This window comes from Flavobacterium sp. 2755 (genome assembly GCF_031455715.1).
GTDB lineage: Bacteria > Bacteroidota > Bacteroidia > Flavobacteriales > Flavobacteriaceae > Flavobacterium.
In genome coordinates this window covers 722465-736016 of sequence record NZ_JAVDTG010000002.1, presented here as the reverse complement: position 1 = coordinate 736016, position 13552 = coordinate 722465, and the positions used below count along the sequence as shown (strand labels likewise).

The 13552-nt window shown below is 32.4% G+C and carries 16 protein-coding genes; 11 read left to right on the top strand and 5 right to left on the bottom strand.

What is annotated here, in order from left to right; translation table 11 throughout:
* The first annotated feature begins 71 nt into the window (after positions 1-71).
* From J2Y38_RS06920 to J2Y38_RS06875, 10 genes are all read left to right on the top strand, one after another.
* Complete coding sequence (locus tag J2Y38_RS06920) at positions 72-659, top strand: hypothetical protein (protein WP_309840856.1); 588 nt, start codon at positions 72-74, stop codon at positions 657-659.
* Between the two features lie 133 nt (positions 660-792).
* Entirely contained in the window at positions 793-1077 is a 285-nt protein-coding gene (locus J2Y38_RS06915) for a hypothetical protein (protein ID WP_309840855.1), read from the top strand.
* A 9-nt stretch (positions 1078-1086) separates the two neighbouring features.
* The gene (locus J2Y38_RS06910; protein WP_309840854.1) at positions 1087-2169 is read left to right on the top strand and encodes a hypothetical protein; all 1083 of its coding nucleotides are present in this window, start codon (positions 1087-1089) and stop codon (positions 2167-2169) included.
* Between the two features lie 209 nt (positions 2170-2378).
* Positions 2379-3290, top strand: coding sequence for a hypothetical protein (locus tag J2Y38_RS06905; protein ID WP_309840853.1), 912 nt, complete (start codon positions 2379-2381; stop codon positions 3288-3290).
* A gap of 6 nt (positions 3291-3296) precedes the next feature.
* A complete protein-coding gene (locus J2Y38_RS06900) occupies positions 3297-3824 on the top strand; it encodes a metalloprotease family protein (protein WP_053472589.1) in 528 nt (175 codons plus the stop codon).
* 56 nt (positions 3825-3880) lie between these two features.
* A complete protein-coding gene (locus J2Y38_RS06895; RefSeq protein WP_180856338.1) occupies positions 3881-4213 on the top strand; it encodes a multidrug efflux SMR transporter in 333 nt (110 codons plus the stop codon).
* A gap of 220 nt (positions 4214-4433) precedes the next feature.
* Positions 4434-5282: a methylated-DNA--[protein]-cysteine S-methyltransferase gene (locus tag J2Y38_RS06890; RefSeq protein WP_309840937.1), complete on the top strand. Its 849-nt coding sequence runs from the start codon at positions 4434-4436 to the stop codon at positions 5280-5282.
* 180 nt (positions 5283-5462) lie between these two features.
* Complete coding sequence (locus tag J2Y38_RS06885; RefSeq protein WP_309840850.1) at positions 5463-6176, top strand: 2OG-Fe(II) oxygenase; 714 nt, start codon at positions 5463-5465, stop codon at positions 6174-6176.
* A 239-nt stretch (positions 6177-6415) separates the two neighbouring features.
* Positions 6416-6661: an Ada metal-binding domain-containing protein gene (locus tag J2Y38_RS06880; protein ID WP_309840849.1), complete on the top strand. Its 246-nt coding sequence runs from the start codon at positions 6416-6418 to the stop codon at positions 6659-6661.
* Complete coding sequence (locus J2Y38_RS06875) at positions 6648-7256, top strand: alpha-ketoglutarate-dependent dioxygenase AlkB (RefSeq protein ID WP_309840848.1); 609 nt, start codon at positions 6648-6650, stop codon at positions 7254-7256. Before J2Y38_RS06880 ends, J2Y38_RS06875 begins: the two co-directional genes overlap by 14 nt.
* 2 nt (positions 7257-7258) lie before the next feature.
* Here the strand turns inward: J2Y38_RS06875 and J2Y38_RS06870 are convergent, their stop codons facing one another.
* Together J2Y38_RS06870 and J2Y38_RS06865 are read right to left on the bottom strand one after the other, a co-directional pair.
* Positions 7259-7582 (bottom strand): MmcQ/YjbR family DNA-binding protein, encoded by a 324-nt coding sequence (locus J2Y38_RS06870; protein ID WP_309840846.1) that lies wholly within the window; start codon positions 7580-7582, stop codon positions 7259-7261.
* A 29-nt stretch (positions 7583-7611) separates the two neighbouring features.
* The gene (locus tag J2Y38_RS06865) at positions 7612-8367 is read right to left on the bottom strand and encodes an NrtR DNA-binding winged helix domain-containing protein (protein WP_309840844.1); all 756 of its coding nucleotides are present in this window, start codon (positions 8365-8367) and stop codon (positions 7612-7614) included.
* 307 nt (positions 8368-8674) lie between these two features.
* Between J2Y38_RS06865 and J2Y38_RS06860 the strand changes: the two genes are divergently transcribed.
* Positions 8675-8932: a hypothetical protein gene (locus J2Y38_RS06860; protein ID WP_056208019.1), complete on the top strand. Its 258-nt coding sequence runs from the start codon at positions 8675-8677 to the stop codon at positions 8930-8932.
* Positions 8933-8981: 49 nt separating this feature from the next.
* Here J2Y38_RS06860 and J2Y38_RS06855 read toward each other — a convergent pair whose 3' ends face one another.
* From J2Y38_RS06855 to J2Y38_RS06845, 3 genes are read right to left on the bottom strand one after another with little or no spacing between them, the layout of a single operon-like run.
* Positions 8982-11210: a glycoside hydrolase family 3 N-terminal domain-containing protein gene (locus J2Y38_RS06855; RefSeq protein WP_309840841.1), complete on the bottom strand. Its 2229-nt coding sequence runs from the start codon at positions 11208-11210 to the stop codon at positions 8982-8984.
* A 14-nt stretch (positions 11211-11224) separates the two neighbouring features.
* Positions 11225-12649: a glycoside hydrolase family 30 beta sandwich domain-containing protein gene (locus J2Y38_RS06850; protein WP_309840840.1), complete on the bottom strand. Its 1425-nt coding sequence runs from the start codon at positions 12647-12649 to the stop codon at positions 11225-11227.
* Between the two features lie 2 nt (positions 12650-12651).
* The gene (locus tag J2Y38_RS06845; RefSeq protein WP_309840838.1) at positions 12652-13491 is read right to left on the bottom strand and encodes an endonuclease/exonuclease/phosphatase family protein; all 840 of its coding nucleotides are present in this window, start codon (positions 13489-13491) and stop codon (positions 12652-12654) included.
* Positions 13492-13552: the final 61 nt, after the last annotated feature.

Below are 13552 nucleotides of genomic sequence, written 5' to 3'. Positions count from 1 at the left end.
TAATATCTAAAATCAATTTAGAGATAAAAGCAACTGAATATTATTTCAAAAACTAATCTTAAACCAAAATTATGAGAATTTATTTTCTTTCAATAGTATTAATGTTACTTCCGATTTTCGTTTCTGCACAATATAATAATAATCAGCAGCTACAACAGAGTAGATCTTTTGAGAGGCAAATGAATACCCAAAATCAAAAATGGGCTAGTGAACGCGATAGAGCTGACCGTCAATGGGGTCAGCAAGCAATGTTCAATCAATTGAATAATAAGAACTCAAAAACTCAAAAAACACTGGTTAATGAAGAAAAAAACAAAGAGAAATTAGAAGAAAAAACCACAAAACTAAATGCCGATCTGAAAAAACAGCAAGACAAATTAGCAACACTTGAAAATTCGCCGAATAATGCAAATAGTGATGTTCAAAAAAACATACAGAAAACTAAAGAACAAATAGTAAAATCCGAAGAAAAGCTAAACAAAGCCAAAACTGAACTGGAAACAAGTTCAAAGAAAGTTGAAAGTTTAAAAAAAGAAATGGAAATTTCTCTAACAAAAAAAGCAGATCTCGAAAAAAAGGAAAAAGAAGAAGCAGAAAGAAAGAAAAAGCAAGAAGAAATAAATCAGGCTCTTTTAAAAAGCATAAAATCTGATAAATAATTTTTTAGCTTTTAGAAAATAATATTTCAAACCCGACAGGTTTTAAAAACCTGTCGGGTTTTCTGTTTTAATCTAAAATTTTAAGTTTAAATTTGAAATTAAAGAACTCTCCAAAATAAAATTCTTTAAAATTATGATCGAAAAAGTTTTATGTGACATACATGGTTCAAAAGAAATGTCTTTTAGCTGTATTCACATTGCAATGGCAATAGACTCAAAAGAAAAAGTAGGTTTCTTCTATTCAGAAGCCGAAAAAGATCTTCCGCAAATTGCTTGGTGTGGAGAATGCGAACAATATCTTTTAGATAATGGTGAAGAATGGACCGATGTCTTTCAAACTAAAGCCGATTTTAAAATGTTGTGCATTGACTGCTTTGATGAAGCAAAAAATAATGAAGCAGAAATTCATCTTCGATAAATAAATTTCATGAAAAAGAGTATTGTACTTTATATATTTCTCGTTCTAAATTTTACAGCATTCGCTCAAAATAACGATATCTGGGTTTCATTTTGGAACAAAGACACTACACTTATCGGATTTAAAGATAAAAACAGCATCATCAAAATAGAACCAAAGTTTACTACCGGTTTTACAACTGCCCGTAAATTTGAAAGTATTATTGCCGCTAGTGAAGAAAAAGATCAAAAATGGGAAAGTTATTATTTAACCAAACAAGGAAAAATAGTTGGTCGTGACAGTTTATATAGTTTTGACAATGGTCCCGATTGTGAAAATGAAGGCTTAATACGGTTTACAGATCGCAAAACTGATAAAATGGGAATGTTCAATGGCAACGGAAAAATTGTAATTCCTGCAGAATACAGTAATATAACCAAAGCCATAAATGGAATGTTCATAGGATTAAAAGATGCTAAGAAAGTAATTGATGGCGAACATTTTTTCTGGACTGGCGGAAAAGAATTCTTAATAGATACAAGTAATAAAATCTTAATCGAAAATTTTGCTTCCAATGATGATTTAAACTTTTATTCTGTAGAAAAATCAAAAGATCCAAGTAAAGACAAAATAAGAGAAAATTTCCTTGGAGTTGACGGACAATATTATTCGTTTGTAAATTTTGATAAAGAATTTAAATATTGGCTCCAGAACACATTACTTTCTGATTTATCCAAAAACAATTTAGAAAAACATTCTTTTGATAAAATCTCGTATTGGAAAGAACCAGATGGTTGGATAAACTCATCAAAAACTAAATTCATCAATCAAAATTATATCTATTTAAAATCTAAACTTCAGGAACTCAAAAATCCTAAAACAGATTACTTTGTTTCTACTGACGGATTAAATCAGTTTATTTTTGAATCAAGCGAATACGAAGTATATTTCAACAATTGTAATGAATCAAAAGATTGGATATATCCAGTTAAAAACATTGTGATCAATCCAAAAAATAAACTTGAACAAGGACAAGATCATTTTGAATTTTTAAGAACTGAAAACGGATATAAATTGATAAGTGTTTCTACCAGAAAAGAAGAATTAAAGTAAATTGATCTAATCCTCAGACATTTATTTTTAATTAAAAATCTTAAAACTTTTAACAATCACCAACTTATTAACTCAAACAAATAAATTTTGTTAATATATTAATGTTTCATAATTGTTTTTCGAAATAAAACATTTAAAAACTTTTATATCTTCGGCACCAAATTCAAAACAAGATATAAATCTATTAATCATAGTTGAATCCTTTTATAATGAAAAAAACAGAATGTACTAATTGTGACAATAAAAGTGTACCAATCAATGAAACAATTACTATTGATGAAAAAGATTTTTGTAACTCCTGTTTTGAAACTAATTTCCCCGACGATAAAAGTCTTAGTGGGAAAAAAATAGAAAAAAAACATGATCCCACAATCTGTTCTGCTTGTTCTAAAGACTTTGAAGAAATAGAATTAAATAAGATTGGAGTATACCCTCATTGCAATGATTGCGAAACAGCAGTCAATAATCGAGTTTTCCCTACCTGGGTAAAAGCGTTCTTTATTGGTATTATAGCTATTGTTCTATTTTCATTTTATTGGAATTGGCAATATTTCGACGCTTATAATAAATTTCAAGAATCAATTGGTTCTTTTGAAAAAGGAGATTTTGCCAATGCATCAAACTTAATGCAAAAAGCAAGTACAGAAGTTCCCGAAGTAGAAGACCTCAAAACGCTTGCTGATTTTTATAGTGGCTTCAATTTTCTTAAACAAAACAAAAGCAAAGAAGCTTTAAACAAATTTAATTCCTGTATAGGAAAAATACCTCCTGATTACAATCTTGGATTATACATTAATATGGCAAAAATTGGGGTGACTTTTGATAAAAAGGATTACGACGGTTTTCTTGCCGCATCTCAGGAAGTCCTTAAAATTGACTCAACTTCTGCAGAATGCTATTCAGGTGTTGCTTCTGCTTATTCTTGTATTTATGCCACTAAAAATGATGAATCAGCAAAAATTAAAAGCTTCGAATATTTAAAAAAAGCAAAAGCAATAGATAGTACAAGTTCCGAAGCCAAATTCTATTATAATATGATAGAGTATAGATTATTTGCCCATACAGTAATAACTAGAGAAGAGTTTATTAAAAAATTTCCAAACGGTTGGATTAAAAATTAAAAAGATATGTTTTTTATACCTGGTGAATTAATTTCAATTGTGTCATTTCCCGGAATCATTGTTCATGAATTTGCACATATGTTATTTTGTAAAATTAGAAAAGTAGCTGTTTTTGATGCATGTTATTTTAGAGTTGGAAATCCTGCGGGATACGTAATACACGAAAACACTAGCAATTTTACATCAACTTTTTTAATCTCTATGGGGCCATTTTTTGTAAACACTCTTTTATGTTTACTTATATGTCTTCCTGCTTATATGCCAATAAAGTTTTTTGATATTGAACATCCATTATCTTATTTTTTAATTTGGCTTGGAGTTTCAATAGGCATGCATGCTATTCCATCAAATCAAGATGCCGAAAATGTGTTTAAAGAAGCAAAAATAGCAATCAAAAATAAAAACATATTAGCAATAATATCTTTTCCCATAATTGGATTAATTTATGTCTTTAACATTCTAAGGATAATTTGGGCAGATGTAATTTATGGCGTCGCAATAGGAATAGGAATTCCTTCTTTAATATTTGGATAAAATTTAAGATTCTCCATTTCACTTTATAAAGTCTAACTTTGTAAAAAACCAGAACCATGAAGAATTTTTTATTTTTATTTATTGCCATTATCTTCGAAATCATTGCAACTTCGGCATTAAAAAAGTCTGAGCAGTTCACACAGCTTTTACCAAGCATTATTACTGTTGTAGGCTATTTTGCTGCGTTTTATTTTTTAAGTTTTGCCATCAGAACAATTCCGGTTGGTTTTGCTTATGCAATTTGGTCTGGAGTTGGAATTGTTTTAATTACAATCATTGGTGCTATTTTCTTTAAAGAAATTCCAGATTTACCCGCAATAATTGGATTGAGTTTAATTATAATTGGCGTTGTAGTTATTAATGTTTTTTCTAAAACTACGGCGCATTGAGACATAATGCCACGAAGTCGCTAAGGCACAAAGTTTTTATTTTTTAAGTTTATATCAATCTTTGCCGATTTACTTTGCATTCCTTCGACTTCGCTCAGGATGACAATATTGTGAAAGAAAAACTTAGCGACTTTGTACCTTTGTGGCAAAAAACTCAGCAAGTTTCAGATTTTATACCTGCAGAAACCAATCGATCTTTGCCTTATAAAATTGAATGAAAATGAACACACAGGAAAACATCAATTATAATCGTATTGCAGATGCTATCGATTATATCAAAGCCAATTTTAAAGAGCAGCCAAATCTTGATGAAGTTGCAGAGAAAGTGCATTTGAGTCCGTTTCACTTTCAGAGGCTTTTCAGCGATTGGGCAGGAACAAGTCCGAAGAAGTTTTTGCAGTATACCAGTTTGGAACACGCCAAAAAATTACTCAAAGAAAATCAGGCAACCATTTCAGAAACCGCATACGAAACGGGGCTTTCAGGAACCAGCCGACTTCATGATTTATTTGTAAATATTGAAGGAATGACACCGGCCGAATATAAAAATGGCGGAAAAAATCTGGAAATAAACTACAGTTTTGCCGAAAGTCCGTTTGGGAATATTATTGTCGCTTCAACTCAAAAAGGCGTTTGTTTTATGGCTTTCGCCGAAGATGAAGCAATCGGATTTAATGATTTGAAACACAAATTTCCCAATGCTGCTTTTACTAGAAAATTGGATTTAGCACAGCAAAATGCACTTTTCATTTTCCAAAATGACTGGAGTAAATTGTCTGAAATTAAACTGCATTTAAAAGGAACCGATTTTCAACTGAAGGTTTGGGAAACCTTATTAAAAATTCCGATGGGGCAGCTTTCTACTTATGGAACTATTGCGAATCAAATTCAAAAACCGAATGCTTCCCGCGCTGTTGGAACTGCAATTGGCAGTAATCCTGTTGCATTTCTAATTCCGTGTCACCGCGTAATTCAATCTTCGGGAATTTTTGGTGGTTATATGTGGGGAAATACCCGAAAAACGGCCATCATTGGCTGGGAAGGTGCGCAGGTAAATCCAAATTTATAATTTACAAACATAATATAATACACACAATATATGTGTAGAGACGCACAGCAGTGCGTCTAACGCTATGTATTCTGCACCGAATTGTCACTACAATCTATGTCGACAATCATCACATAGACGCACTGCTGTGCGTCTCTACGGATATGCTTTGTCAAAAATTCAATCTTTATTTAAACATTTATGCAAAATATACAATCTAAAATTGCTTCTCAAAACTGGGAAAGCATCACCGAATCTATGCACGAAAATGGCTTTGTTATTATTCCGAATGTACTCAATAACGAACAATGTGAAGATTTAAAATTCGATTATGATAATCCAAATTTATACCGAAAAACGGTTGTTATGGAACGTTATCGCTTTGGTTTGGGCGAATACAAATATTTCAATTATCCCCTGCCCGATTTAATTCAAAACATTCGTTCTTCCATTTATCCTAAATTAGCTCCAATTGCAAATGCATGGATGAAAGCTTTAAATATCAATACCATTTTTCCAAATGTACACGAAGAATTATTAAAACAATGTCACGATAATAATCAATTAAAAGCAACTGTTTTAATTTTAAAATATGGCGAAAGTGGCTTCAATACTTTACATCAGGATTTATATGGCGATATTTATTTTCCCATTCAAATTGTGCTTTTTCTTTCTGAACCTGATAAAGATTTTACAGGAGGCGAATTTGTATTGACACAGCAAACGCCAAGAGCGCAGTCTAAGGCAATTGTTTTAAAACCTAAAAAAGGTGACGTTTTGGTTTTTACAACGAATTTCAGACCTATAAAAGGTACAAAAGGTTATTATCGGGTGAATATGAAACATGGGGTTAGCGAAATTCATTCGGGCGAAAGATATACGCTGGGAATTATTTTTCATGATGCATTATCGTAAAATTTATAGACATGCAATATCTGTAGAGACGCACAGCAGTGCGTCTACGCAACGTGAATCAAAAAAAGAAAGACAATTTCTCACGCAGATTTAAACAGATTTTTAATCATTATAATCCTTTAATCTGTGGCAAAAAACATCATATACAGTGCGTCTAATGTCACGTATTCAATCTGTGTCGACAATCTTTGCGTAGACGCACTGCAGTGCGTCTCTACAGAATAAAATGTGGTAAAATTATGATCGAACACAATAAAATTTCAGATTCAGATCTTCGAAATAAAATTAAAAATGCGGAGATTTGTTTCGGTGGAAACCGGAAACTAAAAATTTATGGAACGCTGAAATGTTCTTCGGGAAAAAGAATGAAACGTAAAAATCGGGTTTTCTTTTCTTCTGAAAATGAAGCAAAACAAAACGGTTTCAGACCTTGCGGACATTGTATGAAACCTGAATATTTAAATTGGAAAAATGGACTTATTTAATCCTGAAACAGATGAAACAACGAACTTACTTCCAAAAGATGGAACTGTAAATTATTACGGAAAATTATTTTCTAGGGAAGATTCTAATCGTTATTTAGATGTTTTATTGAATACAATTGAATGGAAAAATGATGAAGCCATAATCTTTGGAAAATTAATTTTGACCAAAAGAAAAGTGGCATGGTACGGCGATCAGGAATTTGAATATACGTATTCGAATACTACAAAAAAAGCCCTTCCTTGGACGAAAGAATTATTGGAATTAAAGAAAATAATTGAAACCGAAACGGGAGAAACCTTCAATTCCTGTCTGTTAAACTTATATCATTCCGGAGAGGAAGGAATGGCCTGGCACAGCGATGCCGAAAAAGATTTGAAAAAGAATGGTGCTATTGGTTCTGTAAGTTTTGGTGCTGAAAGGAAGTTTGCCTTAAAACATAAAGAATCTAAAGAAACAGTTTCTTTGATTTTAGAACATGGAAGTTTATTAGTTATGAAAGATGAAACGCAGACACATTGGTTACATCGTTTACCGCCAACAAAAACCACTCAAAAACCTCGAGTAAATTTGACTTTTAGAACTATTGTCAGATAGATTTATTTTTTCTTTTTTTGAGCAACATTTTGGTACGAAAGCTTTAAAGCATCTTGAAACATCTCTTGTCTGACTTTAGAAAGTTCTACAATTGTCCAGCCTTGTTTTCCCCATTTATTTGGAATTGGATAAAAAATCATTTCGCTTGAAGCACAAAAAACAGATTGATCAATTTCGTTTAATTTCAAAACGGCCCGATTGTTTTTTTCATCAAAAGTGGCAAATATCTTTTTGTTTACCCTAAAAGAGGTTTTCTCAAAATGCGTTTCTTCAACTGCATTTTCAAAGGATAAAGCTGCTTTTCTAAAATCTTCAAAAGAAACCATAATTGTAAATTTTAAAGTTAAACCTTTATTTACCAGCCTTGATTCAATCCATTTTTTAAAACTTCATCGTATTTCTCTTTATCAAAAGAATATAAGTTTGGCGCTTTGTGCGCCACATTATTTTTCTTTTCATCCAATTTCGTCAGAATTCCGATGTTGGTTATTTTTCGCATAAAGTTTCTTCTGTCAAGTTTTTTGTCCAGAATTGTTTCATACAATTTTTGCAGTTCCGGCATTGTGAATTTTTCCGGCAATAAATTATATCCAACAGGCATTAAATTTAATTCTGTTCTTAGTGTATCAAGAGCTTTATCAAGGATTTCTTTGTGATCTAAAATAAGTTCGGGAACTTCTTTATGATCGATCCATTCTATTATTTCAGAAGAACTTGTTCGGATTGGCACAATTTTTAAAAAATCGACCAAAGCATAATAACCAATTGTTACAAAACGTCGCGTCAGCCATTTGCCTTTCTCTGGATCTATATCTAAATATTTTAGAACCTCTTTTCCAAAATGATCATCATTTCGTTTAATTTTTCCAAATGCTGCAAACTGTCTTAAAAAAACACCTTCTACTCCGGTCCTTTCATTTAAAATGGTCACTGCTGCAGTATCAATATCCTGATCTATCGGAATAAATCCGCCTGGTAAAGACCACTTTTCACTATGCGGGACTTTAATCAGCAAGACTTTTAATTGATTATCATGAAACCCAAAAATAACGCAGTCTATGGAAAGTCCCGGCTGGTAATTTTCGTTATTTTCTATAATAAATTTCAGCATTTGAGTTTTTAATTAATACAACTTTCCGTTCTTATTTAAATGCAATTTACTTTTATTTTTCAAAAACTGTTACATTTTTATAGAAAGTACGTCTTTATTAAATAATTACATATTAAAAATCAAAAGTGTGCAAATCACAATTTTAGTTAAAATTACGAAATGAATTGAAAAAATAAGTACATTGCGTCATAATAACACATTTGATTTGCAAATTGTTAAAATTTAAAAATAAAAAAAGAAAAAGATTACAAATGTTTGATTTTGTATCTTCAAATAAATAGAGAATTGAAATTTAATAAACGAGATTATGAGTGTCAATCCGCTAAAAAATATTAACAAAAAAATTAGATCCAAAATCTGGACTTCATTCGGATTTGTTTCTAAAACTTACCTTTTAGAGGCTTCGCTAAAATACAGTGAAGAACAGGAAAGAATTTTTAACGAAATGATCGTTAAAACGGAAGCGAAAGATAAAAAAGCAAAACGCGAAGCTTTTGATAAAGCTTTGTATGCATCTTATAAAGGAATTGGCGCTATGGATTTTATACATACTGTTTTGAAATAATTCAAAACTTTATAAAATCCATAACGCCAATTTTAATTGACATTCTATATTACTGTACTAATTCAAAATCTGATTTTAGTTTAATATCTGCTGACGAAGCTCCAATCATTACTTCAAAATCTCCCGGCTCAGCAGTCCACTCTAATTTATCATTGTAGAAAGAAAGTTTTTCTTTGTCGATTGTAAATTCGATTGTTTTAGTTTCTCCTGCATTCAATTTCACTTTTTGGAAATCTCTTAGTTCTAAAACCGGACGAACTACTGATCCAAATTTATCTTTTAAGTATAGCTGAACTACTTCTTCTCCAGCAACTTTTCCAACATTTGATAATTGAAATGAAACTTTAATTGTTTCACTGCTTTTGATTTTTGTAGAAGAAAGTTTCAAACCAGAATAATCAAATTTTGTATAACTCAAACCGTATCCAAAAGGAAATTTAGGTGAGTTTTTTAAATCGATATACGCCGAAACATAGTTTTTAGCATTTTCATCTTTTGCTGGTCTTCCTGTGCTAAAATGATTGTAATAAATTGGAATCTGCCCTACTTCTCTTGGGAAAGTTATTGGTAATTTTCCTGATGGATTGTAGTCTCCAAATAGAACATCGGCAATTGCATTTCCAGCTTCTGTTCCTAACCACCAAGTGTATACGATTGCAGGAACGTTATCTGCTGTCCAATTAAAAATAAGAGGTCTTCCTGCATTAATTAAAACTACAACTGGTTTTCCTGTTGCCTGAATTGCTTTTACTAAATCTTCCTGAACTCCCGGTAAATTGATATTACTACGGCTTTTTGCTTCACCGCTCATATCGTGTCTTTCACCAATACTCAAAATTACAACATCTGCTTGTTTTGCTGTTTCAACTGCTTCAGCAAAACCATCTTTATTATCTCCGGTAATGTCACAGCCTTTTGCGTAAAGCAATTTTGTGTTTTTACCAACTTTATTTTGTAAACCGTCCCATTGTGAAACTACCCATTTATCGTAGTTTACATCTGGTAATTCAACAGACCAGAATCCCATATTGGCTTTGTATTCTTTTACCATTGGGCCAATGAATGCAATTGTTTTTACACTTTTAGAAATTGGTAAAGTCTGGTTTTCGTTTTTCAATAAAACGATACTTTTTTCTGCTACTTCAAGCGCTGCTTTTCTGTTTGCAGGATTTGCTAAAACTTTTTCCGCTCTTTTATCGTCAGAATATCTGTAAGGATCATCAAATAAACCTAATTCAAATTTTTTGCGAAGAATACGTTTTACAGCATCATCAACCAAATCAACAGAAACTCTGCCTTCTTTTATTAACTGCGCTAAATTATATCGGTATGCATTACTTTCCATATCCATGTCACTTCCGGCTGTAATTGCAGAATATGCAGCTTCTTTAAGGTCTTTTGAATAACCGTGAGCCACCATTTCTCCAATTGATCCCCAGTCAGAAACTACGAATCCCTGAAAGTTCCATTTTCCTTTTAAGATATCTCTTTGTAAATGTGCATTTCCAGTTGCAGGAATTCCGTTTAAATCATTAAAAGAATTCATAAATGTTGCTGCTCCGGCATCTAAAGCAGCTTTAAAAGGTGGTAAATACGTTTCAAGAAGCATTCTTTCGCTCATATCAACTGAGTTATAATCCCTGCCTCCAACTCCTGCTCCATATGCTGCAAAGTGTTTTACGCAGGCCATAACAGAGTTTAAATCTCCTAATTTATTTCCTTGAAAACCTTTTACTCTTGCATAAGCAATTTTAGATCCTAAGTAAGTATCTTCTCCTGCACCTTCCATTACACGTCCCCAGCGCGGGTCACGGCTAATGTCTACCATTGGAGCAAATGTCCAGTGAATTCCACTTGCAGCAGCTTCTTCTGCAGCTACTCTTGCCGCTAATTCAATGGCTTGCAAATCCCAGCTTGCTGCTTCGGCTAACGGAAGCGGGAATGTTGTTTTGTATCCGTGAATAACGTCTTGCCCAAATAACAAAGGAATTTTAAGTCTTGACTGCATCGCCAATTCCTGATATTGTCTGGTATATTTTGTTCCGATGATGTTTAGCATCGAACCTATTAAACCTTGTTTGATTTCGGCTTGTTTGTTAGGGTTTATTGTAATTGGCCCTGTTGCCTGATTGTCTCCTGTGTATTGATTAAGCTGACCAATTTTTTCTTCAATTGTCATTTTTTTCAACAGATCATTTACTTTTTGATCTATTGTCTGCTGCTGGGCCGCCGCAAAAAACGAGACCATCAACAAGGCAAATGTGGTTATTTTTTTCATGAATTTAATTTTGGTTACCAAACGTAAGTTGCAACTGCACCAGCGTTTAAAGTAGTTGAAATTTGTTTTTGATTGTATTTGATATTGAATGTTTCTGCCGAAGTTCCGTCGTTTTCTACAATTAAAACGGTTTGTCCAGATGGTGTTTTGAAAGCTGCGTTGTATAAGTTTCCAACAATATTACTTCCAATTCTTACTGAACCTTCCGGAACAAATTTAGAAGCATGTCCAATAATGTAATAACCTACTTCACGCTTAATGTTTTGATTTTGATCAATCATTAAAGCTCCTTTACAAGTCGAACATCCGCCTAGTGTAAATGGTTTGTAATATTCATCATTTGCCAATCCCCATGAAAGTGCATTTTTACTCCAGTTACGCATTGAACCAATTACAACATTTTTCACACTCCATTTTAAATCATTTTCAAAACTGCTTCCTGAACCTGTATATTGTTCTGTAAAATATAAATCTTTGTTTGGAAATGCATCGTGAACTGTTGTCAAAGCACTGATATCTCCTTCATATAAATGGAAAGCAGAACCTGCAACAAAAGGGTTTGCTTTTGCGTCTTTTAAAATAGTTAAAGGATATTCTGGCTTATTACAATTGTGATCGTAAACTATAATTTTGGTTTTAATTCCTGCTGCTTTAAAAGCCGGCCCTAAATGATTTCCAATAAAATCTGCCTGCTGTTCTGCAAGCATTAATAAACTTGGATTATTTCCTGGATGCAACGGCTCATTTTGCGGCGTAATGGCATCAATAACAATTCCGTGAGATTTCATTGCCTGAATATATTTTACAAAATACTGGGCATAAACCTCATAATATTTTGGCTGAAGGCTTCCTCCTTTTGAACTTCCGTTGTCTTTCATCCAAACTGGAGGCGACCAAGGTGAACCCATAATTTTTATTTTTGGGTTTATTGCTAAAATCTCTTTTAATACAGGAACAACATCATTTAAATCCGGACCAAGATTGAAGTGTTCCAGTTTTAAATCAATTTGTCCTTCGGGCATATCATCATACGAAAAAACTTTCTCATTCAAATCTGAAGCTCCAATACTAATACGCAGGTAACTTATACCAATGGCATCATTTTTTCTGGAAAACAATTCCTGAAGCAATGCTTCTCTTTTTGCCTTATCCAGTTTTAAAATGGTCTGAGCACTTCCTCCGGTTAACGAAAATCCAAAACCTTCGATGGTTTGAAATTTTTCAGAAGGATTTACTTCAATAGTTTGGTTTGAATTAGTTTCTGTACTAAAAACTAAATCATCCTGTTTTTTAAGTTTAGAAGATTCATCGGTAGTTGTAATCCATGATTCTGCTTTTCCAGAATTGGCAACTGCACTTTTTGAAGATCCGCATTTTATCTGCATCGCAATAAGCGGCAGTAAAAGCAGGATTTGAAGTTTTTTGCTGCTGTTTTTCATTTTTAATCTATTTCTATTAGAACAGGTAAATGATCTGACGGATATTTTAAATCTTTAGAATCACTTAAAACTGCATGTTTTTGAATTTTTAATCCGCTATTTTTTGAAATAAAAATATAGTCTATCAATAATGTAACTGGTTCGTTATGTTTAAAACCGTTAAATGTTCCTGAAGGTCCAAAAGGTTTTTCTATTGAAACATCTCTAGTATCATCCATCACTTTTTTTATTTCTTCAATTTGCGGCGTGTTTGGTTCTGAATTGAAATCTCCCATTAAAAATGCCGGATATTTCTTTGTGTTTACCTCGCTTATTTTTTTCAAAACAAGCTGTACACCTTTTACCCTTGCTTCTTCGCCCATGTGATCAAGATGCAGGTTAAAAACCCAGAACGTTTTTTTTGTTTTTAAATCTGTAAAAAGTGCATATGTACAAACTCTGTTGCAAGCTGCATCCCAGCCTCTTGAAACTACGTTTGGTGTTTCTGAAAGCCAAAATGTGTTGGAATTCTGCACCTTAAAACGATCTTTTTTATAATAAATAGTACACGCTTCTCCCGTTCCGTTTTCTTCTCTTCCTATTCCAAATCTATTGTAATTTGGAAAAGCTCCTGCGATATCTATTACTTGATTTGGCGTTGCTTCCTGAACTCCAAAAATTTCCGGACTATAAAATTGTATTTGAGAAGTAAAATAATCTTTTCGTTTTGGCCATGCATTTTCTCCGTCTGATGCTACATCTAAACGAATGTTGTAGGTCATGATTTTTAAATTTTGACCATAAAATGAAACACTTACAAAAAGTAAGAATACTACTAAAATAAATTTACTTGTCTTTTTCATAATTTTTAAAATTTTAATCCGTAAAGCTAGTGTTTCTCTAACCTTAAAGAAAAAAACTTAT

Excerpts from the sequence above, each read along its gene's own strand:
- J2Y38_RS06920 (WP_309840856.1), top strand. The coding sequence starts at position 72 with ATGAGAATTTATTTTCTTTCAATAGTATTAATGTTACTTCCGATTTTC.
- J2Y38_RS06915 (WP_309840855.1), top strand. The coding sequence starts at position 793 with ATGATCGAAAAAGTTTTATGTGACATACATGGTTCAAAAGAAATGTCT.
- J2Y38_RS06910 (WP_309840854.1), top strand. The coding sequence starts at position 1,087 with ATGAAAAAGAGTATTGTACTTTATATATTTCTCGTTCTAAATTTTACA.
- J2Y38_RS06905 (WP_309840853.1), top strand. The coding sequence starts at position 2,379 with ATGAAAAAAACAGAATGTACTAATTGTGACAATAAAAGTGTACCAATC.
- J2Y38_RS06900 (WP_053472589.1), top strand. The coding sequence starts at position 3,297 with ATGTTTTTTATACCTGGTGAATTAATTTCAATTGTGTCATTTCCCGGA.
- J2Y38_RS06895 (WP_180856338.1), top strand. The coding sequence starts at position 3,881 with ATGAAGAATTTTTTATTTTTATTTATTGCCATTATCTTCGAAATCATT.
- J2Y38_RS06890 (WP_309840937.1), top strand. The coding sequence starts at position 4,434 with ATGAACACACAGGAAAACATCAATTATAATCGTATTGCAGATGCTATC.
- J2Y38_RS06885 (WP_309840850.1), top strand. The coding sequence starts at position 5,463 with ATGCAAAATATACAATCTAAAATTGCTTCTCAAAACTGGGAAAGCATC.
- J2Y38_RS06880 (WP_309840849.1), top strand. The coding sequence starts at position 6,416 with ATGATCGAACACAATAAAATTTCAGATTCAGATCTTCGAAATAAAATT.
- J2Y38_RS06875 (WP_309840848.1), top strand. The coding sequence starts at position 6,648 with ATGGACTTATTTAATCCTGAAACAGATGAAACAACGAACTTACTTCCA.
- J2Y38_RS06870 (WP_309840846.1), bottom strand. The coding sequence starts at position 7,582 with ATGGTTTCTTTTGAAGATTTTAGAAAAGCAGCTTTATCCTTTGAAAAT.
- J2Y38_RS06865 (WP_309840844.1), bottom strand. The coding sequence starts at position 8,367 with ATGCTGAAATTTATTATAGAAAATAACGAAAATTACCAGCCGGGACTT.
- J2Y38_RS06860 (WP_056208019.1), top strand. The coding sequence starts at position 8,675 with ATGAGTGTCAATCCGCTAAAAAATATTAACAAAAAAATTAGATCCAAA.
- J2Y38_RS06855 (WP_309840841.1), bottom strand. The coding sequence starts at position 11,210 with ATGAAAAAAATAACCACATTTGCCTTGTTGATGGTCTCGTTTTTTGCG.
- J2Y38_RS06850 (WP_309840840.1), bottom strand. The coding sequence starts at position 12,649 with ATGAAAAACAGCAGCAAAAAACTTCAAATCCTGCTTTTACTGCCGCTT.
- J2Y38_RS06845 (WP_309840838.1), bottom strand. The coding sequence starts at position 13,491 with ATGAAAAAGACAAGTAAATTTATTTTAGTAGTATTCTTACTTTTTGTA.